The sequence below is a fragment of the Haloferax mucosum ATCC BAA-1512 genome, assembly GCF_000337815.1.
Taxonomy (GTDB): Archaea; Halobacteriota; Halobacteria; order Halobacteriales; family Haloferacaceae; genus Haloferax; species Haloferax mucosum.
Map to the genome: position 1 here is coordinate 310,422 of NZ_AOLN01000011.1, position 24,156 is coordinate 334,577.

Sequence of the window (24,156 nt, forward strand, 5' to 3'; positions counted from 1 at the left end):
TTGAAAAGGCGTTAAGTATTCTCATGAGAATCGCAGAGTATGGCCAAGATAAGTGTCGAGATTCCCGACGAGTTGCTCACCGACCTCGACGAGCACGTCGGCGACGACAAGAAATTCGTAAACCGGAGCGATGCGGTCCGCGCGTCGATTCGAAAGACGCTGGACATCCTCGACGAAATCGACGAGCGACACAACCGACTCGACGAAGATGAGTGACGGGCGGGCGGAGGTCGGTCAAATCACGCTCGTCGGACTGTTCGTCACGGCGCTGACGACCGCACAGCTGACCGCATCGAAACTGCTGGCCATTCCGCTTCCGTCGTTCATCGGCGAACTGCCGTTCGTCGGCGCGGCGATTCTCATGCCGGGAGCGGCGCTGGCGTACGCGCTCACGTTCTTCGCGTCGGACTGTTACTCCGAACTCTACGGCCGTCGGGCCGCGCAGACGATGGTGAACGTCGGCTTCGCAATGAACTTCGTGCTCCTCGTACTCGTCTGGGGGACCATCGCGGCACCCGCCGCAGACGCCGAATTCGCCGGCAACTTCGCCGAGGTGCTCTCTTCGGGAACGAACATCGTCGTCGGGAGCCTCTTTGCGTACCTCGTGAGTCAAAACTGGGACGTCATCGTCTTCCACAAAATCCGGGATGCGACCGACGGGTCGCTCCTGTGGCTCCGAAATATCGCTTCGACGGCGACGAGTCAGGCGTTCGACACGGTCATCTTCGTCGGCGTCGCGTTCTTCGTCGCACCGAAGGTGCTCGGTATCGGGCAGGTGCTCGAAGGGAACGTACTCGTCGGACTCATCATCGGACAGTACCTCCTAAAACTCCTCATCGCAATCGTCGATACGCCGTTCGTCTACGGAACCGTTGCACTCCTCGGTGGCAGAGCAGACGCCGCAGACGACGGTTGGGTCGCAGACTGAGAGACGACGCCGTCGGACGGTTTATCTCTTTTGGTAGCATACCACACATTGTATGGCTGTCGAGCGTCGCATCCGTCTCACCGAGCGAGACGGCATGGAGATGGGAATCCGCTGTCCGAACTGTGGGACATACACGTCGTTCGGCGACATCCTTGCGACGGGACACTGTCGCGGCGGTTGGAAAGGGTGTCAGACGGGTCTCCGACTCGACCTCGTGATAGTCGAGTGAAAAGAGACGGTGTGGCGGCGAACGCCCGACCGCTCGGACGCAACGACGAATGGATACTGAGTGGAACTCAGATGGTCGCGTCGGCGTTCGGCGACTCGTTCAGATAGAGGTACGCGGCCGCGATAGAGAAGACGGCCTCGCCGCTCTTCGAGAGAACCGCCATGTCGTTGAGCGGGCCGTTCATGACGAAGAACGCGACAATCTGCGCCAGCGCGAACGCGATGGCGACGAGATAGAACTCACGCCGCCATAACTTGCTCAGGTAGACGGCGATACCCGCGAGGAAGCCGACACCAGCGAGGACGAACAGAATCGCCTGCGTCTGGTTGAACCCCATCACCACCGGTGCGAGCGAGAGATGAGCGTACACGGACGCTAACGCACCGAGGATGGCGACGTACGGAACGATACCCGACGGTAATCCGGTGAACAGCGATTGTGACTCGGCAGTCGTCGTATCTGCTGACATGAGACTCCCTAGCAGAGTCGTGTCACCCAACAATAATATTTTCCCTGACTTAGACACGATTTATGTGGAATTCTACGTCGATGACGCGGGAGCTACCGAGGTCAGCGCGCTCAGTCGTCGATTGGTTCGGCGAAGGCGAACCGCGGCTTCACGTCGGTGATGCGAACAGTCGGCGTGTCGCCAGCCTCCGTGTCAGAAACGAAGACGGTGAAGTCCTCGACTTTGGCGATGCCGTCGCCTTCGCTTCCGACATCGACGATTTCGACGTCGAGTTCGTCGCCTACGCGGACCGGAGCGGTGAGGAAGTGCTTGCCGACGAGATACTGCTCGGAGGAACTGTCGCGGGAGGCTTTCGGTCGAATCGACCGGACGTACTGGAACTCCGGTTCCATGTCGGCGCGGAAGTCCGCGAGGTCCTGTCCGTCGAACACCTTCACGGCGAAATCGCCGCCGGTGGCGAGGAGTTCCTGTGCGACCTCGAACGCCTGCCGAGCGAGGTAGATAGAGCGAGCGTGGTCGAGCGAGTACTCGCCGGTCATGTTCGGTGCCATGTCGGAGACGACGGCGTCGGCACCCGCCTCGCCGATACTGGCCGTGAGTCGCTCTTTCGTCTCGTCTTCGGTCATGTCGCCGCGAATCGTCTCGATATTGTGGTGGTCGAGGTCTCGGATTCGCTGGAGATCGACGCCGACGACCTTGCCGTGGTCGCCGACCCTCTCGGAGGCGACCTGAAGCCACCCACCGGGGGCGGCACCGAGGTCAACGACGGTGTTTCCGGGTCCGAACAGCCCAGCGTCCTCGTCGAGTTGCTTCAACTTGTATGCCGAACGAGCGCGGTAGCCCTCCTGTTTGGCCTTGTTGTAGTAATGGTCCTTGCGCGCCATGGTTATCTCACTCGGTTGTCCGACACGTTCAGCGTGGAGACGGCCGGCGAATTCGCGTTCATATCGGGTGTGACGTGGTCGAACCGGAAAGGCACATCGGATACCGTCTGGAAACATCCGGTTCGAGCGCGGGCGCTGTGGCGTGGGCGTCGTCGATGTGGTCAGTGTGGGGTCGATACGGTCAGCGCGGGGTCGATTCCGTCTGCGGTCCGCGAAACGCCGACAGGGAGTCCGCGTCCTCGCCGGCTCTCGAGAGGATAGTCACGATGTCGTCCGGTTGGATAACCGTGTCTCCGTGAGGGGTGAGTTCGCGGTCGTCGCGCTCGATGGCGATGACGAGCGTCTCTTCGTCAAGAATACCCTGCCCTGACGCGGCTTCCAACGTGAGCGTGGCGATAGGAGCGTCGGATTGGACGGTGACCTCGACGACGCTCGCGTCGCCTGTGAGGCTGATGAAGTCGTTCGCTTCGGGTGCGTGACCACCATCGTCGGGGTCGAATGGCCCGTAGGGAGCGAACAGTTCCTCTTCGAGCAGGTCTTCGTCTTTGATGTGGATGCCGATGTCCGTGAGCCGCCGCGCGATGCGCCGGAGATCGCTTGTGCTCTCGCCGACGGCGAGGGCGTGAAGGTTGCGACGGCCGGTCATCAGTGTCCGGACGTTGATGACGCCGGGAATCTCCCGTGCCTCGTGAGCGAGTGCCTCGCGCTCGGTCACGGGAACGTCGCAGAGATAGAGATTGGTGAGCTTGCCGCCGGCCAGTTCGAAGTCGATCTTCGTGGTGGACCCGCGGATAATTCCGGAGTCTTCGAGCTTGTGAATCCGGTTCCGGATCGTCGCTCCGGAGACACCGGCCTCCGCCGCGAGCGTGCTGGCGGACATGTTACGCGCATCGTCCATGAGCGCATAGAGGATGCGCCGGTCAATCTCGTCGAGCCGGTGGTCGGTATTTCGATATGGCATTTTTGGAGGTTTCGAGTTTCGATTTGCGAAGTTAGATACCCGGTGTACTCATATAACGCTTGTTTGAGAGGCACCGATGTCCGATACGGAACGACTCGTCGAGCGACTTCGAGCGACAGCGAGACCACGAAACGCGTTCACGACGTGTTGTCCGGCCGGGAATGACCCAGCAGTGCCAAATTCGACGCTGTCGTCCCTAGTAGAGGTTCCAGCGATACTGAGTCGAGGTGATGGTGTCCGAGTCCACGTTATCCTCTTTTCTCTTTTCTCTTCTCACGCCGTGTAGATTCGATATTAGAAATGAAACCCGCCTGAATTTCCAAATTTGAAATAAAAAGCATTAGTTTATAGTATTCTACAACCGAATAGCGGCCATGAAGAAGACAGATATCGTCGGAACAGTCGTCGAATCGGCGTTCGGCGCCGACCACACGGCGGCCGCTTTCTGTTCGCACAGCGCCGTCTGTCTCGTTCAGGGCACCGCGAGTGAGACAGCGATGCGTCTCGCAAGCCAGACCGGCTTCACGGCCGTCTCGACCGCGATACGGAATCGCGGCCGGGAGTTCTCGGCGTTGCGAGTGAAAACAGACAGCACGGAGGTAGGCGGATGAGCGACGAAGAACTCGCAAAAGACCTCGGTCTCCTGTCGGCGCTGACCATCGGAATCGGGACGATGATCGGTGCGGGTATCTTCGTCTTACCCGGTGCCGCGGCCAGAGCCGCTGGTCCGGTCGTCGTCGCTTCGTTCGTCGTCGGCGGTCTCATCGCGCTGGTGAACGCGTTGTCGGTCTCCGAGCTCGGAACGGCCATGCCAAAAGCCGGTGGTGGCTATTACTACGTCAACCGCGCGCTCGGACCGCTGTTCGGCTCTATCGCGGGTCTCGGTGACTGGATGGGGTTAGCGTTCGCTTCCGCGTTCTACAGTATCGGCTTCGGGCAGTACCTTGCGACACTGATCCCAATGTCCGGAGTGGCCTTTCTCAACGAGGTGCAGGTCGGTGCGGTCGTCGCCGGTGCCGTCTTCGTCGGCGTGAATTACATCGGTGCCAAAGAGACCGGCGGCGTGCAGACGGTCATCGTCACCATCTTGCTGATGATTCTCACCCTCTTTGCCGTGCAGGGCTGGCTCTCGTTCGACGTTGCGACGCTCCTCGGCGACGGTGGTGTCGCGCCGTTCGGGTACGGTGCCATACTGCCGGGGACGGCGCTCGTGTTCGTCTCGTTTCTCGGCTACGCGAAGATTGCGACCGTCGCCGAGGAGTTGAAAAACCCCGGTCGAAATCTGCCGTTGGCGGTCATCGGGAGCGTCACCATCGTGACGATTCTCTACGCGATTCTCGTGAGCATCATGCTCGGCGTGGTGCCGTGGCCGGAACTAAACGAGAGCGCACCGCTGACGCAGGCGACGCGGGTCGCGTTCCCCGGCGGACTCGCCGGTCTCGCCGTCACCGTCGTGACGCTGGGTGCACTGCTTGCGACCGCTTCCAGTGCGAACGCGTCGATTCTGGCGTCGGCCCGGATTAACTTCGCAATGGGCCGAGATAAAATCGTCACCAACTGGCTCAACAAAATCCACCCGAACTACGCGACCCCCTACCGTTCGATTCTCGTCACGGGTGTGGTTATCATCCTCTTTATCGCGGCGCTCGGCCGGGACATCGAGGTGCTTGCGAAAGCCGCGACAGCTCTTCATCTCGTCGTCTACGCGCTTATGAACGCGGCGCTCATCGTCTTCCGGGAGACGGACCCGGAGTACGACCCGGAGTTTACGGTTCCGCTCTACCCGCTCACACCGATCGTCGGTATCGCGGTGTCGCTTGGTCTGCTGGCGTACGTCGGCAGGGAGGAACTCCTCCTCTCGGGACTGTTCATCGTCGGTGCCGTCGTCTGGTACTTCGCGTATGCACGCAACCACGTCGATAGACAGGGGTTGCTCGGGCGGTACATCCTCTCCCGGAGCGACGGCTTGCCACCCACGGTCGTCGAAGCGGCGGCGACGGTCGCCCCGAATGGGACGGGTCGCGTCGATACTGCGCCGACGACGATGGTCGCCGTTTCGAACCCACGAACCGAGCGAGCGCTCGTGACGCTTGCGGCGGCGATTGCGAAGTCCGACGGCGGACGAGTGGTCGTGACGCACGTCATTCAAGTGCCGGACCAGACCTCCCTTGCGGCCGCCGCCGACCAGCGCGACCGCATCTCACAGACGTCCAAACAGCTCATGGCCGACGCGCGAACCGACGCCGAACAGTTGGGCGTGCCGGTTGACACGAAGACGGTTCTCTCTCACGAGGGTCTCGACGAGGTGTTCGACGTGGCACGCGAACACGGCGTCAACAGGCTCGTGATAGGCCACAGCGGCGCAAAGATCGCTGGCGGGCGTGTCGAAGGCCCGCTGGACGAACTGACTCACGACCTCCCGTGTGACGTGCTCGTCCTCGACGGGCAGACGTTCGACCCGAGCGAGATACTGCTCCCGACCGCGGGTGGCTATTCGTCCGGCCTGTCCGCCGAGGTCGCACGGGCGTTACAAGAGACGACCGACGCCCGCATCTCGGTGCTACACGTCGCCGACGAGGCCACGACCGGCCGTGCATTCCTCGAACAGTGGGTCGCAGAACACGAACTCGACGGGGTCGAGTTGCTGGTCGAGACGGGTGACGTGGAGACCGCAATCAGAGAGGCGGCGGCAGGCAAGTCGCTCGTCCTCGTCGGAGCGACGGAGTCTGGTCTGCTGTCACGACTCGTCGGCGGGTCGTTGACGCTATCCGTCCTCAACGACCTCGACACGGACGTGTTGCTGGCCGAGCGCCCGCGGGAACGGTCGCTTCGTGAGCGACTGTTCGGCTAACCAACGAGCCGAGAGGTCGCTCTCGAAGACTAGTCGGCGGTGGCCGTCGAAAACTCGGGGGAATACCGCCGTCGGCTTCCTTCGGGTGCGAACTGTCAGTCGTCGCCGACGAGTTCGTCGAACAGTGCAGAAACCCGAGCTTCGATGTCATCTCGAATCTCTCGAACCGCGTCGAGGTCCTGCCCGTCGGGGTCGTCGAGCGCCCAGTCTCGGGCGTCGCCGCGCCACGTCATCGGACAGATTCCCTCCGCGGAACAGCCCATCGTGACGACGATATCGACGCCCATGATGTCGTCTTGGCTGATAGCTCGCGGCGTCTCGTCCGCGAGGTCGAAGCCGCGTTCTCCCATCACTTCGACTACTTCGTCGTGAACGTGGTCGGCGGGGTCGGTCCCACCGGTTACGACCTCGATGTCGTCGCCGACGCCGCGCGTCGAACGCTCGCGGCGGGCGAACGCCGTCGCCATCTGGCTTCGGCCGGCGTTTTGGACGCAGACGAACGCGACCCGAGTCGGGTCGTCGCTCATTCGTCGTCACCTCGGTCGGCGTCGAGGGCGGTGAGAAGCCGTTCTGCGAGCGGTGTCGAGCGGTAGTATCGCCACGTGCCGTCCTTCCGGCGAGTGACGAGACCGGCGTCGGTGAGGTCGGAGAGCGCGTGGCTCACGGCGCTCTCGCTCACGTCGAGAAGCGGCGTAATCTCGCAGACGCAGAGTTCGTCGGCGGCAGTAAGCAACCGAACGACGCGGTACCGCGTGTCGTTTCCGAGCGCCTTCATCGCCGCGAGGTCGGCTTCGTATTCGTCCGGAAGGTCCGTTTTCAGTTCCGTGAGCTGAGCTAAACGCGCTTCGACGTCGGCGTCACAGCACGAACCGACTTCGTCTCGGATGAGGTTTCGGAGCCGCGTGGGAGCAGACATATTTGAGTGATTGCGCAACTATTCATATGAATCCCGGGTGTGAAAGCAGAAAATAGATATCGCGTTATAATTCCTCTGGAGAAGATATTACCCACGTGCGGCCGTTCTAGACGGCGAGAGTATGAACGGCGCACGTTCGGCGACCCGCTCTCACAGCCGAAATCGGCGACCGAGTCAGGGACGAGAGAGTGTGTTCGACAGATGAGTACGACCGGACTCTTCGTCGTGGCGTACTTCGTCTCCGCGGGGGTCGAACTGTTGCTCGCCGGGACCGCCCTTCGCTACCGTGACTCGGCGGCGACGTGGTGGTTCGTCGTCCTCACCGTTCTCAGCGGTATCTGGGCATTTTTCACCGGCGTTGCCGTGCTCGGGTTCTCCGCAGAGACGACGACGGCCGCGACAGTGGCCGGTCTCGTAGTGAGTACGATACTCCCCGTCGTGTGGGCACGTTTCGTCGGCGAGTATCTCGGTCTACGACTCACGCAACGTCCACGAGCCATCGCCGCTCTGTCTGTCGTCCCCGTCGTAACCATCGGCACCATCTTGACGAATCCGCTGTTCCAAGCCGCATGGACCGACGCATCCGTCGTCTCTCGGAGCGGTCTCGCCGTTACGACGTTCGCCTTTTCGCCGTGGATATTCGTCCAGTTCCTCTACACGAATCTCGTCTTTCTCGCCGGTATCGTCGTCATCTTCCGGTCCGTCCGCGATTACGAACACATCTACGAACGGCAGGCGGCCGCGATGCTCCTCGGAGCGAGTATTCCGCTGGCCGCGGGTTTCGTCTCCTTTACTGACGCCGCGCCCATTGCGGACCTCGACTACATCCCGATGGTGCTCTGGCTCTCCGGGCTCTGTTTCGCGTACGCGCTCTTCGAGTCGAGGTTCCTCGATATCGACCTCTCTCACCGCCGTATCGGCGAACAGAAGGTTATCGAGGGGTTCGAAGACGGCGTCGTCGTCGTTGACAAGACGGGACACGTCCTCAGTCTCAACGAACGGGCGGCGACGCTCTTCGACGTCGAGCGACGCGCGGTGTTCGGCACGCCTATCGAGGAAGTCGTCCCGGACTTTCCGGTGGACGAAGACGGACACGCAAACTACGTTGGGAGCGACGGCCGCCGCTACGACGTCGTCCGTTCGACGTTCGAAGACCGCCGCGGCAGGCATATCGGGGAGTCGTTCGTCTTCCGTGACGTGACCCTTCGGGAGGTCCAACGACAGCGGCTGGAAGTGTTGAATCGCGTCCTCCGGCACAACGTCCGCAACGAGATGAACGTCGTTACCGGCTACGCCGACCTCATCGGAGACGACGCGGCGGCGAGCGACGACACACACGCCTTTGCGGCGCGCATCCGTGAAGCGGCGACGCGTCTCGTCTCGCTCGGCGAGAAGGCCCGAACCGTAGAGACGGTCTTCACGGAAGACGAAGCGGTCGTCACGGACGTCTCGGTTCGGACGGTCGCAGAAGAGACCGCACAGACGATTCTCGCCCGTCACGAGCACGCCAACGTGACAGTGACGGTCTCGCCCGGCATCGACATCAAAACCGACAGACAGGTACTCAAATCGGTGCTCGACGAACTCGTCGAAAACGCCATCGTCCACTACAGCGACGGAGACGTACCGCAGGTCGAGATACGGGCAGTAATCGACGACTCGGCGGACCACGAGGTGCTCGTCGTCGAAGTCGAAGACGACGGCGACGGAATCCCGGAGATGGAACGGCGCGTCGTTGACAGCGAGAGCGAAGACGAACTGCGCCACGGAAGCGGCGTGGGTCTGTGGTTGGTCCAGTGGGGAACGATGGTACTCGGCGGTGAGGTCGAATTCGACGACACCGATGAGGGAGCACTCGTTCGCCTTCGGATTCCTCGTCGCTCTGTCGCACACACGCGGGGAGGCGTGCGGGAAGAAGATATGGCTGGGTCAAATCAGGAGTATTTTTAAGACCGCTGTCGTACGACGGCACATATGTTCAAGGCCATCGTGAGTGCCGCGACGCTCCGGGATGCGCTCGACTCTGTGAGCGTTCTCGTCGATGAGTGTAAGATTCGACTCAACGAGGAGAGTCTCTCCATCCGCGCTGTCGATCCCGCGAACGTCGGCATGGTGGACCTCACGCTCGACGCGGCGGCGTTCGAATCCTACGAGGCTGACGGCGGCGTCATCGGCGTCAACCTCTCTCGTCTCGAAGAGGTCGCCGGGATGGCGGGCTCGGGCGACCTGATTCACCTCACGCTCGACGAAGAGACGCGAAAGCTCAACATCCGCATCGACGGACTCTCGTACACGCTCGCGCTCATCGACCCCGATTCGATTCGGCAGGAACCGGACATTCCGGACCTCGACCTGCCCGCGAACATCGTCCTCGAAGGCACCCACCTCGCCCGCGGTATCAAGGCGGCCGACATGGTCTCCGACCACATCCGTCTCCGCGTCGATAGCACAGAAGAGACGTTCCACGTCGAGGCCGAAGGCGACACCGACGACGTTGACCTGTCGCTTCCACCGGCAGACCTCATCAGCATCGAGGCCGGCGACGCCGACTCGCTGTTCTCCCTCGACTACCTGAAGGACATGAACAAGGCGATTCCGACCGACGCCGAAGTCACCGTCGAACTCGGCGAAGAGTTCCCGGTCAAACTTCACTACCAGATTGCGGAAGGACTGGGCAACATCACGTACATGCTCGCCCCGCGCATCCAGAGCGACTAATCGAACGACACGACGCTTCGACTCTTCTCTCTCCGGGGTGTCCTCACCGGGTTCCGAATAGTTAGCTGAGAGTGACGACGAGCGAGCGCGCCCAGAGATGCGGCGACGACGCGCCGTGCGCGCTCACGTATCTGAGACGGACGACGACGCCGACGTCGATTCGGACGCCGATTCTGCTCCCGTCGATTTCCCTTCTGACGTCGAGTCTAGCGCCGATTCCGCCAGCGTCAAGTCTGGCGCTGATTCCGCTTCTTCCGACTCTGGCACCATCCCGTCGGCTTCGGGCAGACGCCAGTGCGGCAGGCGAACGGTCGCCGTCGTTCCGTCGTCCACGTCGAACGTGAGTTGGCCGCCGAGCGAATCGACCGTCCAGCGGACCGCCCACAGGCCGAGTCCGCTTCCGTGTTGGAGCGGTGATTCGCTACCGTCTTCGACTACCGACCGTTCGTAATCGGGGACGCCCGGCCCGTCGTCCGCGACGCAGACGACGAGGTCCGAATCGACGTCGTAAATCGAGACGCGAACTGTCGGGTCGTCACCACCGTGTTCGAGGGCGTTCTCGACGAGTTCGCGGACGAGTAGTTTCGTCGCCTGTTCGCTCCCAGTGACAAAAAGCGAGTCGGGCGCGTCGATAGTCGCGGTCCCGGCGTCGAAGTCGTCGTGAATCGCCGCGACTGCCGTTCGAACCGTCTCGACCGCGTCGAACCGGCTCCCGCTGTCGATATCGGCCATGACGCGTTCGACCGTGCGCGCCTTCTCGCCGAGCGAGAGCAACTGATTCGAGCGGGTTCGAATCGTGTCGGCCGCGCCTCGATGGGCCGGCGGGAGGTGGTCGGCGACCATGTCGGCGTAACCGATGACGACCGTCATATCGTTTCGGAGATTGTGCCGGAGCACGCGATTCAGCACTTCGAGTCGTTGGCGACGGCGGACACGACCCGTCACGTCGGAGACGGTGACGGTGCGCCCGAGACGCCGACCGTGTTGGTCTGTGACCGGCGAGACGGTGACTTCGTACGTCCGGCGGCGGCGGTCGACGGTCACATCGACAAGTTGGCGGTCGTCGTCGAGCGTGACGCCGGGAAGGACCGACGAAAGCGAATCGAGCGCCACCGCGCTATCGAGGTCGAGAAGCGACGTCGCGGCCTTGTTGGCATCGACGATTCGGTTCTCGCGGTCGAGGACGAGCACGCCGACGGCAACGTCGTCGATGGCGGCCCGCCGGCCCAATCGTCCAGTCGCGGGCGAGAGCCCGAACAACTGGAACCGATAGAGCGCGTACCCGAACGTCGCGCCCGTCACCGACAGCGCGACCGGCGTGAAATTCACCATTTGGAGCGGGCCGAAACCGAACGTGTGGGCGACGTGGGCGACGGTGGGAGCGACCGAACCGATTGCGAGCGCGACCGCCTGCTCGCGGTACCGCGAGAATCGCTCGACTAGCATTTCGACGACGAGGACGAGACCGGTACCGATGATGACGTAGCCGTACACGGCGTGGATTTGGTACCAGAGCTTCGGGTCGAACTTGACTGTCGCCGCGCCGAAGACCGGGTTGAGACGGTAGTTCGTCCAGAGGAGTTCGTACGTCGGGTTCACAACGAGTGCGCCGACAGTGAGCGTCGGAAACACGGCTAGCACGGCGATGAGGCGGCGTGTGAGGAGTTCACCGCGGCCGGTGTACGAAAGCGAAAACGCGAACCACGCCGGGGCGATGATAGCCTGTGCGACCTCGATAGGGAGTTGGTACCAGAACCGAACCGAGAGGTCAAACTCGGTGAGTGCAACCGCGTAGGAGACCGCCCAGAGCGACGCCGAAAACAGAAGGACTGACAGCGATTTCGAACCGGGTTCGGTCCCCTCACGCCACGCGATAGTGCCGATAGAGCCGGAGACGACCGCCGCGACGAGACAGAGCACGACGAGCGGCGAGACAGGGAGAACCGAAAGCACGGATAAACCTCTGACTCGGTCGGCCTAACACTTGCGGGAGCAGTATAAAAGCAGGAGGGCGAGGACGTTCGGTCTCATCAGGGGTCACGTGCCCGGCGTTCGAGCGACCGCCGCGAGCACGAAGACGACCGGGACGACGAGTACCGCGCCGAAGACGAACGGAGACCAGTACGCGAGGACGTAGAGCGCCGCCATCGTCGGTGGGCCGACCGTTCGGCCGAGACTCCCGGCACCCTGTGTGACGCCGAAGGCGTTTCCCTGCTGGTCGTCGGAGGCTGACGTCGAGACGAGTGTCGAAAGCGAGACGTTCAACAGCCCGTTACCGACCGACAACAGCGCACCGACGAGGAGAAGCGCGAGGAGTTCGCGGGTGAGCCACGTCGGGCCGCCAACCGCCGGGAGGAACTGCCCGATGCCGGGCGAAAACGGGAGCAGTGCGAGAGCGAGCATGAGTCCCAACGCACCCACGACCGCCAGTTTCGCCTCCGAGATGCGACGAGCGAGTTGCCCGACGACGACGCCCTGATTCAGCGTGCCGAGAATCCCGATGTAGGTCAGAAACAGCGCCGTCTCCGTCTCGCCGTAGCCGTAGATATCGGCCGCGAAGGGGATGAACATAACCTGAATCCCAGAGAAGGCGACCGAGACGACGAAGAAAGACACGACGAGTCCGCGGAGGTCGTCGTCCGCGAGAGCACCGCGGAATTGGGTGACGAGCGTCGTCGCCGACGCCGCAGGACCGCGCTTGCGGTCGGGTTCGCGGAGGAACGCGCCCGCGAAGCCGAGGCTTACGAGGCTCAAGCCCGCCGCGGTGAAACTCGGAAGCGAAAAGCGCGTCACCGGGACGAACGCGGGGAGTACGTCCCGAGCGGCTGTGACGACTAGGTCGGAGGCCATCAACCCGCCGATGGCCGGTCCGAAGATGAATCCGAGACTGAACGAGGCACCGATGAGTCCGAGCGCACCCGCACGGCGCTCCGGCGGCGTGATATCGGCGATATACGCCTGTGCGGTGGCGATATTTCCACCCATCGCGCCCGCGAGCATCCGCGAGGCGAACAGCGTCCCCACCGCGAGAGAGGTCCCGAACAGAACGTCAACCTCGCCCGCGACGCCGAAGACGGTCCACGCGAGGACGCTTCCGAGAAGCGAGAGCATGATGACGGGGCGACGGCCGCGCTGGTCAGAGATGCGGCCGAGGATGGGTGCGAAGAGAAACTGCATGATAGAGTACGACGCCGCGAGCAGTCCGATGAAGACGTCGCTGACGGCGAAGTCCCGGACGTAGAACGGGAGAATCGGGATGACGACGCCGAAACCGAGGAGGTCGATAAAGACGATGGCGACGACGACGGCGAGAGCGCGTCGGGTTCCGCGCGTCGCGTCCGGCGCGGCGGCGTCACTGACGGTTGCAGTTTCGGGAGTGCTCACGACACATCAAAGGGGCGAAACGTTACTAACCGTTGCGCCGACCGGAGCGACGAAATTGAGACTTCAGGAACGGTAGCGGTCGATGACGCGCTTTGCCGAGATGGCTTTTTCCTTCCATCCGTAGCCCGCGTCGTAGACGTGGCGCTTTTTTTCGACGAGTTCGGCGGGTGTCGCTTCCTCGAATCCGCCACGGTCCCACGCGCCGGTCTCGCGGAGCCAATTGACGACGTTTTCGCGCGTCTCAGGCCACGACAGACCAACCATCTCGTACCACGCAATCATGGCGAAGACGGCGTTGTCGTGACAGCCGGGGACGCTTCCGTACTGGTGGAGGGTCCGCATCGGTTCGTGGGTCGGCTCGGACACCTCCTCTCTGAACTCCTCAGCCGTGAGGAGTCGAAGAACACCCGACTTGGCTTCAGACACCCGTTCGTCGCGTTTGAGCCGCCCGAGTGCGGCCTGCCGGAGCGGTCCCCACTCGCCGGGACTCTCGCGGCGAAGCGTCTCTTCGTCGCACGGACCGCCGGTGAGAACCGAGACGAGGTCGATGTAGGCACGTTCGACCTCGACCCACGGGATTCCCTCGAACTGGCAGTCCGCATCGTGGAGACTGGTCGTCGAGCGGCAATCCGGACACGGGTAGTCGAAGTGTGGCACGTGAGAGGTTGAGGGAGTAATCCGTAATAGGTAGTGTGATGCGTCGTCGCCGCGAGTGCCATCGCCACGCGCGCCACCGCCGAATCCGTCGCGTTTATCGGTGGGCACCCGGAACGTGGCGGTATGCGGATGCGCCCGCTCCACGCTCGATACCCGTTTTTCGCCGCGGCCAGACAGGCGGTCGAATCGGCCGAGGTTGCGATTGCAACGCTCGTCGCCGAGGACGCCCCGGCCGTCGAGCGTGGGGTAGAGCGCGTCGAACGCGCCCTCATGGAGGGCACCGTCGAAGCCGAAGACCCCTACGCGTGGGACACCGAGTCGGAACTCCTCTCGTATCCGATTTCTCGGATTATCGTCTCGCTCGTCGAGACGCCCGCGGCGGTGGATAAGTACGCCCGCGCCGAGGCCGACACCGCCTACGAGCACATGGTTGCCGACTTCGAAGCGACCGGGGATGACATCAACAGCGACGCTCGCGCCAGTCTCGACGACGTGCTCCGCGAGTTCGACCTGGCTGGTTCGGTACGGGCCGAGCGGACCGAAAACGCCCACCGCGCTCCGGAATACTACTGGGTCGATATCGGTCCCTACCTCACCTACTGCGACACCGACTGGGGAGCGGACTGGCGACTCGTCAATCGCTCGCTCGCCGATGGCGCGGTTCGTGTTGGCAGAAAAGAACTCTACAAACTCCTCAGAGAGGCCGTGCGCCGCCGCGTCGCCGAGGGCCTCCCGTTCGCCGTCCGCGGAAGCGACGCGGGCGACCAACTCGCTGACGCGCTCAAGCCCCACGTCGAACGCCTGCGAAACCTCCTTTCGGACCGCGGCGCGGTCAACGTCGTCTACACGGACACGGTCAGTCCCGACCACTTCCCGCCCTGTGTCGAATCGCTTCTGTCGCGCACACAGGACGGCGAATCGCTCTCGAACGAAGCCGAATTCTCACTCGCGGCGTTTCTCGTCGGCGTCGGTCTCAGTCCAGAGGAAGTCGGCGGCGTCGTCGGCGACGCGAGCGCCGAGTCGCTGAAAACGCGGGCGACCGTCCTCGCGGACTCCAGCGGGTCGCAGTACGCGCCGCCGACCTGCGAGACGATGCAGGCGTACGACCTCTGTGTGAACCGCGACGACCGTTGTGACACTATTTCTCACCCGATGAAGTACTTCGAGACGGCAACGAGCGGCGCGGAGTCGACGGCGACAACCGACGAAACACCCGGTAGCGCGGATTGACGTGCGAGCGGAGCGCTGAGGCTGACGAGAAGCACAGATAGCGCGGAGTATCGTCGAGAACCGGCTACGAATTGCAAGTCGTAAACTGCAGATTACAGGTTGTGAGTTGCGAGGAGTGAGTCGTAAACTGCGGAGTGCGAGTTGCGAGGAGTGAGTCGTAAACTGCAGATTACGGGTTACGAGGAGCGAGACAGCCAGACGCCGATACCTGCCATCACGAGCACGAATGCCGCGATAGCGCCTACGAGTGCGAGTCCGCCGGTGGCGACGAGACCGCTCTGATTGTAGGTCGAACCGATGCCGACGATGAGGGTGATAAACACCCCGACCGCGACGATGGAGACGGCAATCTTCCGACGCATCTCCGATTCGATAGCCATGCGACGACGTATCCGCGGCCATTCTAAAAGGTCTTCGATGGGCGGATGGCCGACGAGAGCCACTCACGCGGCCGATTTTCCACGCGAAACGAGGGTTTAGGTCGCTTCGGAACCTATCTGTTGGTGACGGAAACTGACCCCAACCAGCCGCTGGTACAGGTCGAATCCCGCACCAATCATGACGCACACCGCACACACACCCGCGTCGTCTCCCCGCCCGGTGCGCCGAAAAACTACGTTGTCGCCGGACGGGTTGACCGGTCGCGCACGCCGCGCCCGCACCGAGCCGATGGCCGTGCGACCGCTCCGAGACGGCCGGTACGTCGTCGAAACCGACGGCGGCACTTACGTGGTCGATGTGGACGCCCGAACCTGTACTTGTCCCGACCACGCCATCAGACACGCCCGCTGTAAGCACCTCCGCCGCGTCGCAATCGAAATTACCCGCGGCGAAGTGCCGCCGCCAGGTCGGCGAAGCGCCACCTGCGCCGTCTGCGGCGACGAGACGTTCGTCCCGATGGACGCACGCGGCCCGCAACTCTGCCGTGACCACGAGCACCATCCCGGCGACCTCGTCCACGACAGGGAGACCGGAAGCCTGCTCGTCGTCACGCGAGCGATAGAACGCCGCGCGGACGAAACGCCGACCGAGACGGGCACGCTCGTCTCAGAGTACGAGAGCAACGCCCACTACGGCGACCACGAACCGGTGTTCGAAGCCGTCTACCTCGGGTCGCTTCCGGCGGACGCCGGACTCGCCGACCTCGGTCACTTGCGGGCGTACCGCTTCCCAACGTCGCGTCTCAGTCGCGTCGAGCGTGGATTCGTCGGCGCGCGCTCGGTCGGCGAGCCGATAGCGCGCGCCTGAACTCGCCCGGAGAACGGGGCGTTCGCCGGGTTAGTCGTCGCCGAGGCGCGTCTGCTTCGGGCCGCCGGTGAACGACTCGAAATCTTCGCCCTCCGAGAGCGCCGTCTCCTTTTTGACGCGGTAGTTTCCGCCGTCGGTCACATACAGGTCGCTGGGGTGGAAGAAGTACCAGTCCTCGCGGTCGAATCTGACGGCGATGCGGGCTTTCGCGCCGAAGTTCTGCGAGAAGTAGATGAGCGCTTCGACCTCTTCGCCGTCGAGATAAATCGGCCGGCCGCTGGAGGCTTTCGCCTCGATTGCGTAGAACATCTCACCGTTGCCCGCGAGCACGTCGGGGAGTTCGCGCGTCGTCGCGCTCCCGGAGGCGGGCGCGCGCATGACCGCGAACCCGGCCTCGTCGAGTCTGTTCACGAGTTCGCGCTCGCGTCGGTCTCCCTTTCTGTTCGAAGACATGGTCGTACGTCAGTAAGTCGCTGTGATAAAATAGGCGGAGCAGTCCGCCAGTAGAGCGTTCGACTGCGGTTCAAACCAGATGAGATATACTGTCTCGTCCTACAAATTCTGACACAGTAGGTAGACTGGTCCTGATGAGCGAGACACTGTACATTTTTGTCGACGAAAGCGGGCAGTACGCGCAGGGGAGCCATTACGTTGTGGCAGGGTGTTGGTGTGTTTCCAGTAGTCGACCGGGTAACGTGTTCCAAAATGCGGTGAGCCGGTTAGTCGAATCACTTACGACCAGTTACGGATACGGTGGCACGGTTAATGAGCTCAAAGGGACAAGTCTACCAACCGAACATCTTGGAGAGCTTTTGCGGAACTTAGAACAGTACAGTTACAGCGATGGGACAGTCGGCCATGACGAAACGACGTGGAATCACGCACGACCGTTCGCTTGTACGTATCACCATCTTAATCCGACTGTCGGAACCGAATTGCTAGCTGATTATCTCCCGAGACCTGACGCTCCGCAAGCGCTACAAACGCTTGCACTTGCAAAAATCCTCAACCCGCTCCACCATCGCGCACGAATCGACCTCAGCGGTATCGACACAATACGCTTAGTTCCTGACGCGGAAGTGTGGGATACGCCCGCCTCACGAGTATCGTCTGCACTACAACAGCATGGTCAACTAGAGATTCCGGATATCGAAGTTAACACGAGAGACAGCGCCAAAACACCCGGGATACAAGTCTCAGATATGATGGCATACAGCCTCCGAACAAACTATAAGAGCGGAAACTGCCAGAGTGCGGAAAGGTTTCTCTCCGAGATTCAGTGTTAAACTAAGAAACTCAGTGGGCTGGGAAGTCTCATACCCCTTCACAGAGGGATCATCGTCTTCCCTTCCACTGGTCGGACGGGCTAGGAAGTCTCATACCCCTTCACAGAGGGATCATCGTCTTCCCTTCCGTCCTCACGGTTGAGTGTAGCCCAACCAATAACATAAATGTTGTCACAACCACTCAATCGGGGAAGTACCGTGGAAGCGCTACGTCCCGTGGGCCCAGCTACCCATGTATTCGCGCTGTTCGTCGGTCATCGCGTCGAACTCGATGCCCTCGGCTTCGAGCTTGATTTCGGCGACTTCGCGGTCCAGTTCGTCGGGGACGTTGTGGACGCCGGCGTCGTAGGCGTCGCCGTTTTCGACGAGTTCGCGGACGACGACGGCCTGCACGCCGAACGACTGGTCCATGACCTCGACCGGGTGGCCGAGCGCGATGGGCGACGCGAGGTTGACGAGGCGGCCCTCGGCGAGAACGTTGAGGCGGCGGCCGTCTTCCATCTCGTAGGCTTCGACGCCGTCTCGGGCCTCGTACTCATCGACAGCAAGGTCCGAAAGCGCGTCGAGGTCGATTTCGATGTCGAAGTGGCCGGCGTTGGCGAGGAGCGCGCCGTCTTTCATCTGCTCGAAGTCCTCGCGGGTGATGACGTCGCGGTTGCCGGTCGTCGTGATGAACACGTCGCCGACCTTCGCGGCTTCCTCCATCGGCATGACCTCGTAGCCCTCCATGTGGGCTTCGAGTGCGCGGCGGGGGTCAACCTCGGTGACGATGACGTTCGCGTTCTGGCCCGCGGCCTTCTTTGCGACGCCCTTGCCACAGTGTCCGTAGCCGCCGACGACGACGTTCTTCCCGGCGTACGAGAGGTTCGTCGTCATGGCAATGGTTGCGAGCGAGGATTCGCCCGTGCCGTGGATGTTGTCGAAGAGCCGCTTCATCGGCGTGTCGTTGACGGCGAAGACGGGGTACTTGAGTTCGCCGTCTTCGTCCATCGCGCGGAGACGGTGGACACCGGTCGTGGTCTCTTCGGCCCCGCCGACGATGGTCTCGATGAGTTCCGGGTACTCCTCGTGGATGGTAAAGACCATGTCCATGCCGTCGTCAACCGTGATGGTCGGTTCGTGGGCGACGACCGCGTCGATAGCCGCGTAGTAGCCGTCGTCATCGACGCCGCGGACGGCGTACGAGGTGATGTCGTCGTTCGCGTCGAGCGCGGCGGAGACGTCGTTGTGGGTCGAAAGCGGGTTGCACCCGGTGACCGCGACTTCCGCGCCGCCGAGCGCGAGCAGTTCGACGAGATTTGCCGTCTTCGCTTCGACGTGCATGGCCATGCCGATGACCTCGCCGGCGAACGGCTGGTCGGCTTCGAACTGTTCGCGGAGTTCTCGCAGGATGGGCATGTGCTGGAGCGCCCAGTCCATCTTGCGGCGTCCCTCTTTTCGAGCGGCCTCAACGTCGTCGAGGTGCTCGGAGACGGGAGCGTAGTGTTCGCTCATACCCGTGGATTCGAACAGGGGTCCGAAAACCCTACCGAAGGGAGATTCACCGTGCCCGAATCTACAAGTGTCAACACAGAGATTATCACACGAGCCAAATGCTCATCATAAACGATGGTGAAGCGGTCGCCGAACAGGAACTGTTCGCCCTGATGAGCGCACCGGCGGTCCCGGATTTGTTGCGTGTGGCCGACGAACCGCTGACGGTCAAAGAGTTGAGTTCCCGCGCCGACGTGCCGCTTTCGACGGCGTACAGGGAGGTCAAACGGCTTCACGAGGCGGCGCTCCTCGAAAAGTCGATTATGGTTGACCACAGCGACGGCCGACACGTCTCGCAGTACTGTCGGACGTTCGAACGGATGGAAGTCCGCGTCACGGACGACGGCCTTCGAATCGAGTTAGCCGGGTGAGAGACACCCGTCGGTTCGGGCGTTAGACGCGTTCGCAGAGCGCGGCGATAGCGTCGCTGGCGCGGTCCATCGCGGCGGATTCGTCGAGCGTCAGGACCTCGCGGTCGCGCATCAGCACCTGCCCGTCGCAGACGGTGTGTCGGACGTCAGAGCCGCGGGTGGCGTACGCGAGGTGACTCACGAGGTCGTTCGCAGGCGTGAGATGCGGTGCGTCGAGGTCGATGACGGCGACGTCGGCGACGCCGCCGACTTCGAGCGCGCCACCCGGAAGGTCGATAGCGGCCGCCGACCCGGCGGTCGCCATGTGAACCACGTCTTCGGCGGCGACGGCGCTCGCGTCGTCGGCCGCGAGTTTGCCGAGCATCGCGGCGTCACGCATCTCGTCGAACATGTCGAGGTCGTTGTTCGAGGCGGCTCCGTCGGTGCCGAGACCGACCGTGACGCCCGCGTCGAGCATCTTCTGGACGGGTGCCATCCCGGAGGCGAGTTTCATGTTCGACGCGGGGCAGTGGACGACGCCCGTTCCGGCGTCGGCGAGAAGCGAAATCTCCTCGTCGTCAACGTGAACGCCGTGAGCGAGGAAGTCGCGCTCCGTGAGCATGCCGAGGTCCTGTGCGTACGCGAGCGGTCGCTCGCCGCGGTCGTCGACGATGGGTCCGACTTCGTCGGACGTCTCGTTGGCGTGGTAGTGGACCGGAACGTCGGAGTCGTGGGCTTCGACGGCGGCCTCGCGGAGGTACTCCTCGCCGACCGTCGTCAGCGAGTGCGGCATCACGGCCGTTCGGATGCGACCGTCGGCGGCCCCGTCGAACTCGCGGGCGACCTCGATGCTCTCTTCGATGTCGTCCCACGCGTCGGCTTCGTCCTTGCCGATGGTGACAGAACCGTGGCCAAGTCGGGCGCGAAGCCCCGATTTCTCGACAGCATCGACGATTTCGGGGACGTCGAAGTACATGTCCGCGAACGACGTGGTGCCGGATTTGATCATCTCGACGAGTCCGAGTTCGGCACCGACGCGCACGTCTTCGGGTGTGAGCGCGGCCTCTGCGGGCCAGATGTCCTCGCGGAGCCACGTATCGAGCGGTTTGTCGTCGGCGTAGCCGCGGAGGAGCGTCATCGCCACGTGACAGTGGGCGTTGACCAATCCGGGCGTGACCAGACAGCCTTCGGCGTCGAGCGTCGCGTCCGCATCGGCGTCGAGGCCCGCGCCGATGTCGAGAATCGTTCCCGCGTCGCGGTCGATGAGCACGTCTGCATCCTCGATCGTCGCGTCGGGGCGAAGGACTTGTCCGCCTGCGATTCGGAGCGTATCCATGTCGCTCGTTCGGTCCGGGGGTGTCGTCAATCCACCGTCTCGCGGTCGCGGTGCGAACGCGCCCGCCGCTTCGAAGCCGAATCAACCGATACTAGTCCGATTCCCGAAAATCGAGAACGAGCAAAGGTCCTTAGGTATGGACCCCAATTATGAGGGGATATGGAGTCCCCGTTGAACCTCGCGCTCGTTCCGGGGCACGTCCAAGCTGAAAGCCCGTGGATAACCGTCGTCGTCGCCCTCGCGGGCATTTCGTCGGTGGTGCTGGCCGGGCTGGGTGTGGCGGTGTTCTTCCGCCGACGGACGCGGTCACACTTGCTCATCGCGCTGGCGCTTCTGGCGTTCGCCTCACGGGCCGCCGTCTCGGCGCTCACCTTCGGTGGTATCCTCACGGACTTCGACCACCACGTCTTCGAGCATCTCTTGGACTTTGTGATGGCCGGACTCGTCCTCGCGGCCATCTACTACGCCCGGCGTATCGAGCGCGAAACGGGGGTAAACGAACCATGAGCGAGACACGAATCCGCGTCGCCGACCACATCAAGCACAATCCGGGAGTCCACTTCAACGAGCTCGTCCGCGCGCTCGACCTCGCTCCCGGGCAGGTACAACACCACGTCCGCAGACTGCTCTCCGACGAGACGGTCCGCCGAACCGAGTTCTACGGACGGACGCACTACTTCCCGCCGGAGTTCGACGACTGGGAACGCGGCGCGCTCGCACTCGTCCGACGCGAGACCGCCCGCGACATTCTCGGACACCTCCTCGAACACGGCGATGCCCGCCCCGACGACGTCGCCGACGCAATCGGCGTCGCCCGGAGCACGCTGGAGTGGCACCTCGACCACCTCATCGAGCGCGACCTCGTGGAAAAAGAACGCGACCTTCACAACCGCGTGACGCTCGTCCTCACCCACCCTGAGCGGACGACGAAGCTCCTCAACGAAGTGTCACCGTCGCTTCCCGAGCGGTTCGTAGACCGGTTCGACCGACTCATCGACGCGCTCGTCGAAGGCTAAGACAGCCCGCCGAAGGCTAAGACAGCCCGCCGAAGGCTAAGACAGCCCGCCGAAGGCTAAGACAGCCCGCCGAAGGCTAAGACAGCCCGCCGAAGGCTAAGACAGCCCGCCGAAGGCTAAGACAGCCCGCCGGTCGCGGGCGGAGCCACCTCAGCCTTCGGTTGTGGCCTGTCGCAGTCGGTCGATTCGAGCGTCGTAATCCGGTTCGAACGAGAGGGCCGACCCACGACTGTGGTCGAGTTCCTCTCGTATCGGCTCTAACGTATCCGCGAGCGTGTCGTGTCCGACTCGCGCCGCCGCCGCGTCGTCGGCCCGAAGCTTGAGTCGCTTACTCAGCGTGATTCCGACCACAAGTGACAAAACGCCGACGCTGGCGAAGACGAGAAGGCTGTTTGTCGGTGCGAGTCCGGAGAGCGCGAGGCCGCCGAAGGCGGTAGCCGAGAGCAACTGCATCTCGTACGTGAATCGGTTCGTTCGCTCCGCTTGGACGGCGAGCACGGCGAGCACGGCGGCGACCGTGTCGTCGTCATAGCGTTCGAGAAACGAGTCGGTCACGAAGAGCGTTTTCCGACCGACCGGGCCGCGAACGAAGTGGTCCGAGCGATAGCCGTTGCCGTCGAGCAGTCGGGTTCGAACGACCGAGAGACCGACACGCGACTGAAGATTATCGAGTCTCTGTTGTGCATCCGCGTCCGGTTCAGTCGTCGTCTGCGAGAGACCGACGAGCGGCGTCGAAAAGATGTATCCTGCGGTACCGAGTACCAGAATCGTAAACACGCCATGCGAGACGCCACTTCTGATTTCGGCCCGGTACAGCGTCACCACGGAGAAGACGAGAACCGCGACGACGAGGTGGTATCGGAACATTATCGCGGCGGCCGTCCCCGTGCTCATCTCGACACCGCGCACGCGCTTTGCGACCGGGAACGCGCCGAGGTAGGAAACGGTTGCGACGGCCGCGGCACCGACCGCGACGAAGAGCCATCCGAGAATCGGCCACGGCCAACCGGTTGGAAGGCCGGCGAGGCTGAGCAGTTCACGGTCTGCATCGAACAGCAAGGTGACGACTGCAAAGAGGGCCGCGGCAAAGAGCCAGAGACTCCGAATCCGCCGTCTAAGCCGCTGAACCGACCCGTCTCGTTTTTCGAGTCGGCGGGCGCTCAGCCACGACCACCCCGACCCGAGGAGGGACACGGCGACGAACGCGCCGACGAACGTAACAGGAACCATGTAAAACTGGACACGTGACCTGTCAAAAATAATTCCGGCTTGCGAAAGTCAATTAGCGTCGGGACGAGACGGAACGGTATGCGAATCGCCGTTCCCAACAAGGGCCGCCTGCACGAGCCGACGATAGAGCTTCTGGAACGTGCGGGACTCCACCTTGACAACGGTGCCGAGCGGAAACTCTACGCAGGGACCGTCGATCCCGACGTGACCGTGCTCTTCGCTCGCGCCGCCGACATTCCCGAGTACGTCCGCGACGGAGCCGCCGAGGTCGGTATCACGGGACTCGACCAAGTCCGCGAGTCGGGCCACAGACTCGCCGAACTGCTCGATTTAGAGTACGGAAACTGCCGACTCGTCCTCGCCGCCCCGGAAGACGGCGACATCGACTCGCCACAGGACGTGTCAGGGAAAATCGTCGCCACCGAGTTCCCGCACATCGCCCGAAGCTACTTCGACAGACACGGAATCGACGCCGAAGTCGTCGAGGTTACCGGCGCGACGGAACTGACGCCACACGTCGAGATGGCCGACGCCATCATCGACATCACCTCGACCGGAACGACGCTCCGGGTGAATCGCCTCGCAATCGTTGACGAAGTGCTCTCGTCGTCGGTTCGGCTGTTCGCCCGGCCCGAAGTCGTAGACGACCCGAAGGTGGCCCAACTCGTCATGGCGCTCGAATCTGTCCGGTCCGCGGAGGACAAGCGCTACCTGATGATGAACGCGCCGCGCGACAAACTCGACGAGGTAAAGGAAGTCATTCCGGGGCTGGGCGGGCCGACCGTGATGGACGTCGCGGGCGACGAAACCGTCGCCGTCCACGCCGTCGTGAACGAACAGGACGTGTTCGAAGTCGTCAGCGACCTCAAGAACGTCGGTGCGAGCGGCATTCTCGTCACCGAAATCGAGCGGTTAGTCGAGTAGCGAAAC

Annotated in this window: 27 protein-coding genes; 14 read left to right on the top strand and 13 right to left on the bottom strand. The window is 62.8% G+C overall.

Annotated features, from left to right (window positions below; translation table 11 throughout):
• Positions 1-39 precede the first annotated feature (39 nt).
• Genes C440_RS08385 through C440_RS17740 form a run of 3 tightly spaced genes read left to right on the top strand, consistent with a single transcriptional unit; the run spans position 40 to position 1,157 of the window.
• Positions 40-216, top strand: coding sequence for a ribbon-helix-helix domain-containing protein (locus tag C440_RS08385; protein WP_004058458.1), 177 nt, complete (start codon positions 40-42; stop codon positions 214-216).
• Entirely contained in the window at positions 209-928 is a 720-nt protein-coding gene (locus C440_RS08390; protein ID WP_008319939.1) for a queuosine precursor transporter, read from the top strand. The genes C440_RS08385 and C440_RS08390 overlap by 8 nt, the downstream gene beginning before the upstream one ends.
• 52 nt (positions 929-980) lie before the next feature.
• Entirely contained in the window at positions 981-1,157 is a 177-nt protein-coding gene (locus tag C440_RS17740; protein ID WP_008319940.1) for a hypothetical protein, read from the top strand.
• A gap of 67 nt (positions 1,158-1,224) precedes the next feature.
• Here C440_RS17740 and C440_RS08395 read toward each other — a convergent pair whose 3' ends face one another.
• The 3 genes from C440_RS08395 to C440_RS08405 form a co-directional block, all read right to left on the bottom strand.
• A complete protein-coding gene (locus C440_RS08395; RefSeq protein WP_008319942.1) occupies positions 1,225-1,626 on the bottom strand; it encodes a DUF7475 family protein in 402 nt (133 codons plus the stop codon).
• Between the two features lie 110 nt (positions 1,627-1,736).
• On the bottom strand, positions 1,737-2,510 hold the full coding sequence (locus C440_RS08400) for a 23S rRNA (uridine(2552)-2'-O)-methyltransferase (RefSeq protein WP_008319943.1): 774 nt from the start codon (positions 2,508-2,510) through the stop codon (positions 1,737-1,739).
• Positions 2,511-2,691: 181 nt separating this feature from the next.
• A complete protein-coding gene (locus tag C440_RS08405) occupies positions 2,692-3,471 on the bottom strand; it encodes an Lrp/AsnC family transcriptional regulator (protein ID WP_008319944.1) in 780 nt (259 codons plus the stop codon).
• A gap of 374 nt (positions 3,472-3,845) precedes the next feature.
• Here C440_RS08405 and C440_RS08410 point away from each other — a divergent pair, with 374 nt between their 5' ends.
• Both C440_RS08410 and C440_RS08415 read left to right on the top strand, forming a co-directional pair.
• Positions 3,846-4,082, top strand: a complete 237-nt coding sequence (locus tag C440_RS08410) for a hypothetical protein (RefSeq protein WP_008319946.1) — start codon at positions 3,846-3,848, stop codon at positions 4,080-4,082.
• A complete protein-coding gene (locus C440_RS08415) occupies positions 4,079-6,322 on the top strand; it encodes an amino acid permease (protein ID WP_008319947.1) in 2,244 nt (747 codons plus the stop codon). Before C440_RS08410 ends, C440_RS08415 begins: the two co-directional genes overlap by 4 nt.
• Before the next feature lie 95 nt (positions 6,323-6,417).
• Here C440_RS08415 and C440_RS08420 read toward each other — a convergent pair whose 3' ends face one another.
• Positions 6,418-6,849 carry an arsenate-mycothiol transferase ArsC gene (locus C440_RS08420; protein ID WP_008319949.1) on the bottom strand — a complete coding sequence of 144 codons (432 nt, stop codon included), beginning with the start codon at positions 6,847-6,849 and terminating at the stop codon, positions 6,418-6,420.
• On the bottom strand, positions 6,846-7,238 hold the full coding sequence (locus C440_RS08425) for an ArsR/SmtB family transcription factor (protein WP_008319950.1): 393 nt from the start codon (positions 7,236-7,238) through the stop codon (positions 6,846-6,848). The genes C440_RS08420 and C440_RS08425 overlap by 4 nt, the downstream gene beginning before the upstream one ends.
• Before the next feature lie 201 nt (positions 7,239-7,439).
• On the opposite strand from C440_RS08425, the gene C440_RS08430 reads away from it, so the two are divergent.
• Both C440_RS08430 and C440_RS08435 read left to right on the top strand, forming a co-directional pair.
• Positions 7,440-9,188: a histidine kinase N-terminal 7TM domain-containing protein gene (locus C440_RS08430; RefSeq protein WP_008319951.1), complete on the top strand. Its 1,749-nt coding sequence runs from the start codon at positions 7,440-7,442 to the stop codon at positions 9,186-9,188.
• A 24-nt stretch (positions 9,189-9,212) separates the two neighbouring features.
• Positions 9,213-9,956 carry a DNA polymerase sliding clamp gene (locus C440_RS08435; protein WP_008319952.1) on the top strand — a complete coding sequence of 248 codons (744 nt, stop codon included), beginning with the start codon at positions 9,213-9,215 and terminating at the stop codon, positions 9,954-9,956.
• 123 nt (positions 9,957-10,079) lie between these two features.
• Here C440_RS08435 and C440_RS08440 read toward each other — a convergent pair whose 3' ends face one another.
• The 3 genes from C440_RS08440 to C440_RS08450 form a co-directional block, all read right to left on the bottom strand.
• Positions 10,080-11,909 (bottom strand): histidine kinase N-terminal 7TM domain-containing protein, encoded by a 1,830-nt coding sequence (locus C440_RS08440; protein ID WP_008319953.1) that lies wholly within the window; start codon positions 11,907-11,909, stop codon positions 10,080-10,082.
• An 84-nt stretch (positions 11,910-11,993) separates the two neighbouring features.
• A complete protein-coding gene (locus C440_RS08445) occupies positions 11,994-13,340 on the bottom strand; it encodes an MFS transporter (RefSeq protein WP_008319954.1) in 1,347 nt (448 codons plus the stop codon).
• A gap of 63 nt (positions 13,341-13,403) precedes the next feature.
• Positions 13,404-13,997, bottom strand: coding sequence for a DUF7474 family protein (locus C440_RS08450; protein WP_008319955.1), 594 nt, complete (start codon positions 13,995-13,997; stop codon positions 13,404-13,406).
• A 129-nt stretch (positions 13,998-14,126) separates the two neighbouring features.
• On the opposite strand from C440_RS08450, the gene C440_RS08455 reads away from it, so the two are divergent.
• Positions 14,127-15,227, top strand: a complete 1,101-nt coding sequence (locus C440_RS08455) for a DNA primase large subunit PriL (protein WP_008319956.1) — start codon at positions 14,127-14,129, stop codon at positions 15,225-15,227.
• 176 nt (positions 15,228-15,403) lie between these two features.
• Here the strand turns inward: C440_RS08455 and C440_RS08460 are convergent, their stop codons facing one another.
• Positions 15,404-15,607 (bottom strand): DUF7472 family protein, encoded by a 204-nt coding sequence (locus tag C440_RS08460; protein ID WP_008319957.1) that lies wholly within the window; start codon positions 15,605-15,607, stop codon positions 15,404-15,406.
• 220 nt (positions 15,608-15,827) lie between these two features.
• Here C440_RS08460 and C440_RS08465 point away from each other — a divergent pair, with 220 nt between their 5' ends.
• A complete protein-coding gene (locus C440_RS08465; RefSeq protein WP_083894011.1) occupies positions 15,828-16,475 on the top strand; it encodes an SWIM zinc finger family protein in 648 nt (215 codons plus the stop codon).
• Positions 16,476-16,505: 30 nt separating this feature from the next.
• On the opposite strand, the gene hjc is transcribed toward C440_RS08465, so the two are convergent.
• Positions 16,506-16,928 carry a Holliday junction resolvase Hjc gene (hjc, locus tag C440_RS08470; protein ID WP_008319959.1) on the bottom strand — a complete coding sequence of 141 codons (423 nt, stop codon included), beginning with the start codon at positions 16,926-16,928 and terminating at the stop codon, positions 16,506-16,508.
• Positions 16,929-17,062: 134 nt separating this feature from the next.
• On the opposite strand from hjc, the gene C440_RS18235 reads away from it, so the two are divergent.
• Positions 17,063-17,761 carry a DUF3800 domain-containing protein gene (locus C440_RS18235; protein WP_161605922.1) on the top strand — a complete coding sequence of 233 codons (699 nt, stop codon included), beginning with the start codon at positions 17,063-17,065 and terminating at the stop codon, positions 17,759-17,761.
• A 207-nt stretch (positions 17,762-17,968) separates the two neighbouring features.
• Here the strand turns inward: C440_RS18235 and C440_RS08475 are convergent, their stop codons facing one another.
• Positions 17,969-19,255, bottom strand: a complete 1,287-nt coding sequence (locus tag C440_RS08475) for an adenosylhomocysteinase (RefSeq protein ID WP_008319960.1) — start codon at positions 19,253-19,255, stop codon at positions 17,969-17,971.
• A 98-nt stretch (positions 19,256-19,353) separates the two neighbouring features.
• On the opposite strand from C440_RS08475, the gene C440_RS08480 reads away from it, so the two are divergent.
• Positions 19,354-19,665, top strand: coding sequence for a helix-turn-helix domain-containing protein (locus C440_RS08480; RefSeq protein WP_008319962.1), 312 nt, complete (start codon positions 19,354-19,356; stop codon positions 19,663-19,665).
• A gap of 22 nt (positions 19,666-19,687) precedes the next feature.
• Here C440_RS08480 and C440_RS08485 read toward each other — a convergent pair whose 3' ends face one another.
• Entirely contained in the window at positions 19,688-20,980 is a 1,293-nt protein-coding gene (locus C440_RS08485) for an amidohydrolase (protein ID WP_008319964.1), read from the bottom strand.
• 159 nt (positions 20,981-21,139) lie between these two features.
• On the opposite strand from C440_RS08485, the gene C440_RS08490 reads away from it, so the two are divergent.
• On the top strand, positions 21,140-21,487 hold the full coding sequence (locus C440_RS08490) for a DUF7471 family protein (protein WP_008319965.1): 348 nt from the start codon (positions 21,140-21,142) through the stop codon (positions 21,485-21,487).
• On the top strand, positions 21,484-21,996 hold the full coding sequence (locus tag C440_RS08495; RefSeq protein WP_008319966.1) for a winged helix-turn-helix transcriptional regulator: 513 nt from the start codon (positions 21,484-21,486) through the stop codon (positions 21,994-21,996). Before C440_RS08490 ends, C440_RS08495 begins: the two co-directional genes overlap by 4 nt.
• 150 nt (positions 21,997-22,146) lie before the next feature.
• On the opposite strand, the gene C440_RS08500 is transcribed toward C440_RS08495, so the two are convergent.
• Positions 22,147-23,226: a hypothetical protein gene (locus C440_RS08500; RefSeq protein WP_008319967.1), complete on the bottom strand. Its 1,080-nt coding sequence runs from the start codon at positions 23,224-23,226 to the stop codon at positions 22,147-22,149.
• 78 nt (positions 23,227-23,304) lie between these two features.
• On the opposite strand from C440_RS08500, the gene hisG reads away from it, so the two are divergent.
• Complete coding sequence (gene hisG / locus C440_RS08505) at positions 23,305-24,150, top strand: ATP phosphoribosyltransferase (RefSeq protein ID WP_008319968.1); 846 nt, start codon at positions 23,305-23,307, stop codon at positions 24,148-24,150.
• The last annotated feature ends 6 nt before the right edge of the window (positions 24,151-24,156 follow it).

Excerpts from the sequence above, each read along its gene's own strand:
- C440_RS18235 (WP_161605922.1), top strand. The coding sequence starts at position 17,063 with ATGAGCGAGACACTGTACATTTTTGTCGACGAAAGCGGGCAGTACGCG.
- C440_RS08475 (WP_008319960.1), bottom strand. The coding sequence starts at position 19,255 with ATGAGCGAACACTACGCTCCCGTCTCCGAGCACCTCGACGACGTTGAG.
- C440_RS08420 (WP_008319949.1), bottom strand. The coding sequence starts at position 6,849 with ATGAGCGACGACCCGACTCGGGTCGCGTTCGTCTGCGTCCAAAACGCC.
- C440_RS08425 (WP_008319950.1), bottom strand. The coding sequence starts at position 7,238 with ATGTCTGCTCCCACGCGGCTCCGAAACCTCATCCGAGACGAAGTCGGT.
- C440_RS08460 (WP_008319957.1), bottom strand. The coding sequence starts at position 15,607 with ATGGCTATCGAATCGGAGATGCGTCGGAAGATTGCCGTCTCCATCGTC.
- C440_RS08415 (WP_008319947.1), top strand. The coding sequence starts at position 4,079 with ATGAGCGACGAAGAACTCGCAAAAGACCTCGGTCTCCTGTCGGCGCTG.
- C440_RS08495 (WP_008319966.1), top strand. The coding sequence starts at position 21,484 with ATGAGCGAGACACGAATCCGCGTCGCCGACCACATCAAGCACAATCCG.
- C440_RS08390 (WP_008319939.1), top strand. The coding sequence starts at position 209 with ATGAGTGACGGGCGGGCGGAGGTCGGTCAAATCACGCTCGTCGGACTG.
- C440_RS08455 (WP_008319956.1), top strand. The coding sequence starts at position 14,127 with ATGCGCCCGCTCCACGCTCGATACCCGTTTTTCGCCGCGGCCAGACAG.
- hjc (WP_008319959.1), bottom strand. The coding sequence starts at position 16,928 with ATGTCTTCGAACAGAAAGGGAGACCGACGCGAGCGCGAACTCGTGAAC.
- C440_RS08500 (WP_008319967.1), bottom strand. The coding sequence starts at position 23,226 with ATGGTTCCTGTTACGTTCGTCGGCGCGTTCGTCGCCGTGTCCCTCCTC.
- C440_RS08400 (WP_008319943.1), bottom strand. The coding sequence starts at position 2,510 with ATGGCGCGCAAGGACCATTACTACAACAAGGCCAAACAGGAGGGCTAC.
- C440_RS08410 (WP_008319946.1), top strand. The coding sequence starts at position 3,846 with ATGAAGAAGACAGATATCGTCGGAACAGTCGTCGAATCGGCGTTCGGC.
- C440_RS08385 (WP_004058458.1), top strand. The coding sequence starts at position 40 with ATGGCCAAGATAAGTGTCGAGATTCCCGACGAGTTGCTCACCGACCTC.
- C440_RS17740 (WP_008319940.1), top strand. The coding sequence starts at position 981 with ATGGCTGTCGAGCGTCGCATCCGTCTCACCGAGCGAGACGGCATGGAG.
- hisG (WP_008319968.1), top strand. The coding sequence starts at position 23,305 with ATGCGAATCGCCGTTCCCAACAAGGGCCGCCTGCACGAGCCGACGATA.
- C440_RS08395 (WP_008319942.1), bottom strand. The coding sequence starts at position 1,626 with ATGTCAGCAGATACGACGACTGCCGAGTCACAATCGCTGTTCACCGGA.
- C440_RS08485 (WP_008319964.1), bottom strand. The coding sequence starts at position 20,980 with ATGGATACGCTCCGAATCGCAGGCGGACAAGTCCTTCGCCCCGACGCG.
- C440_RS08490 (WP_008319965.1), top strand. The coding sequence starts at position 21,140 with ATGGAGTCCCCGTTGAACCTCGCGCTCGTTCCGGGGCACGTCCAAGCT.
- C440_RS08435 (WP_008319952.1), top strand. The coding sequence starts at position 9,213 with ATGTTCAAGGCCATCGTGAGTGCCGCGACGCTCCGGGATGCGCTCGAC.
- C440_RS08480 (WP_008319962.1), top strand. The coding sequence starts at position 19,354 with ATGCTCATCATAAACGATGGTGAAGCGGTCGCCGAACAGGAACTGTTC.
- C440_RS08430 (WP_008319951.1), top strand. The coding sequence starts at position 7,440 with ATGAGTACGACCGGACTCTTCGTCGTGGCGTACTTCGTCTCCGCGGGG.
- C440_RS08405 (WP_008319944.1), bottom strand. The coding sequence starts at position 3,471 with ATGCCATATCGAAATACCGACCACCGGCTCGACGAGATTGACCGGCGC.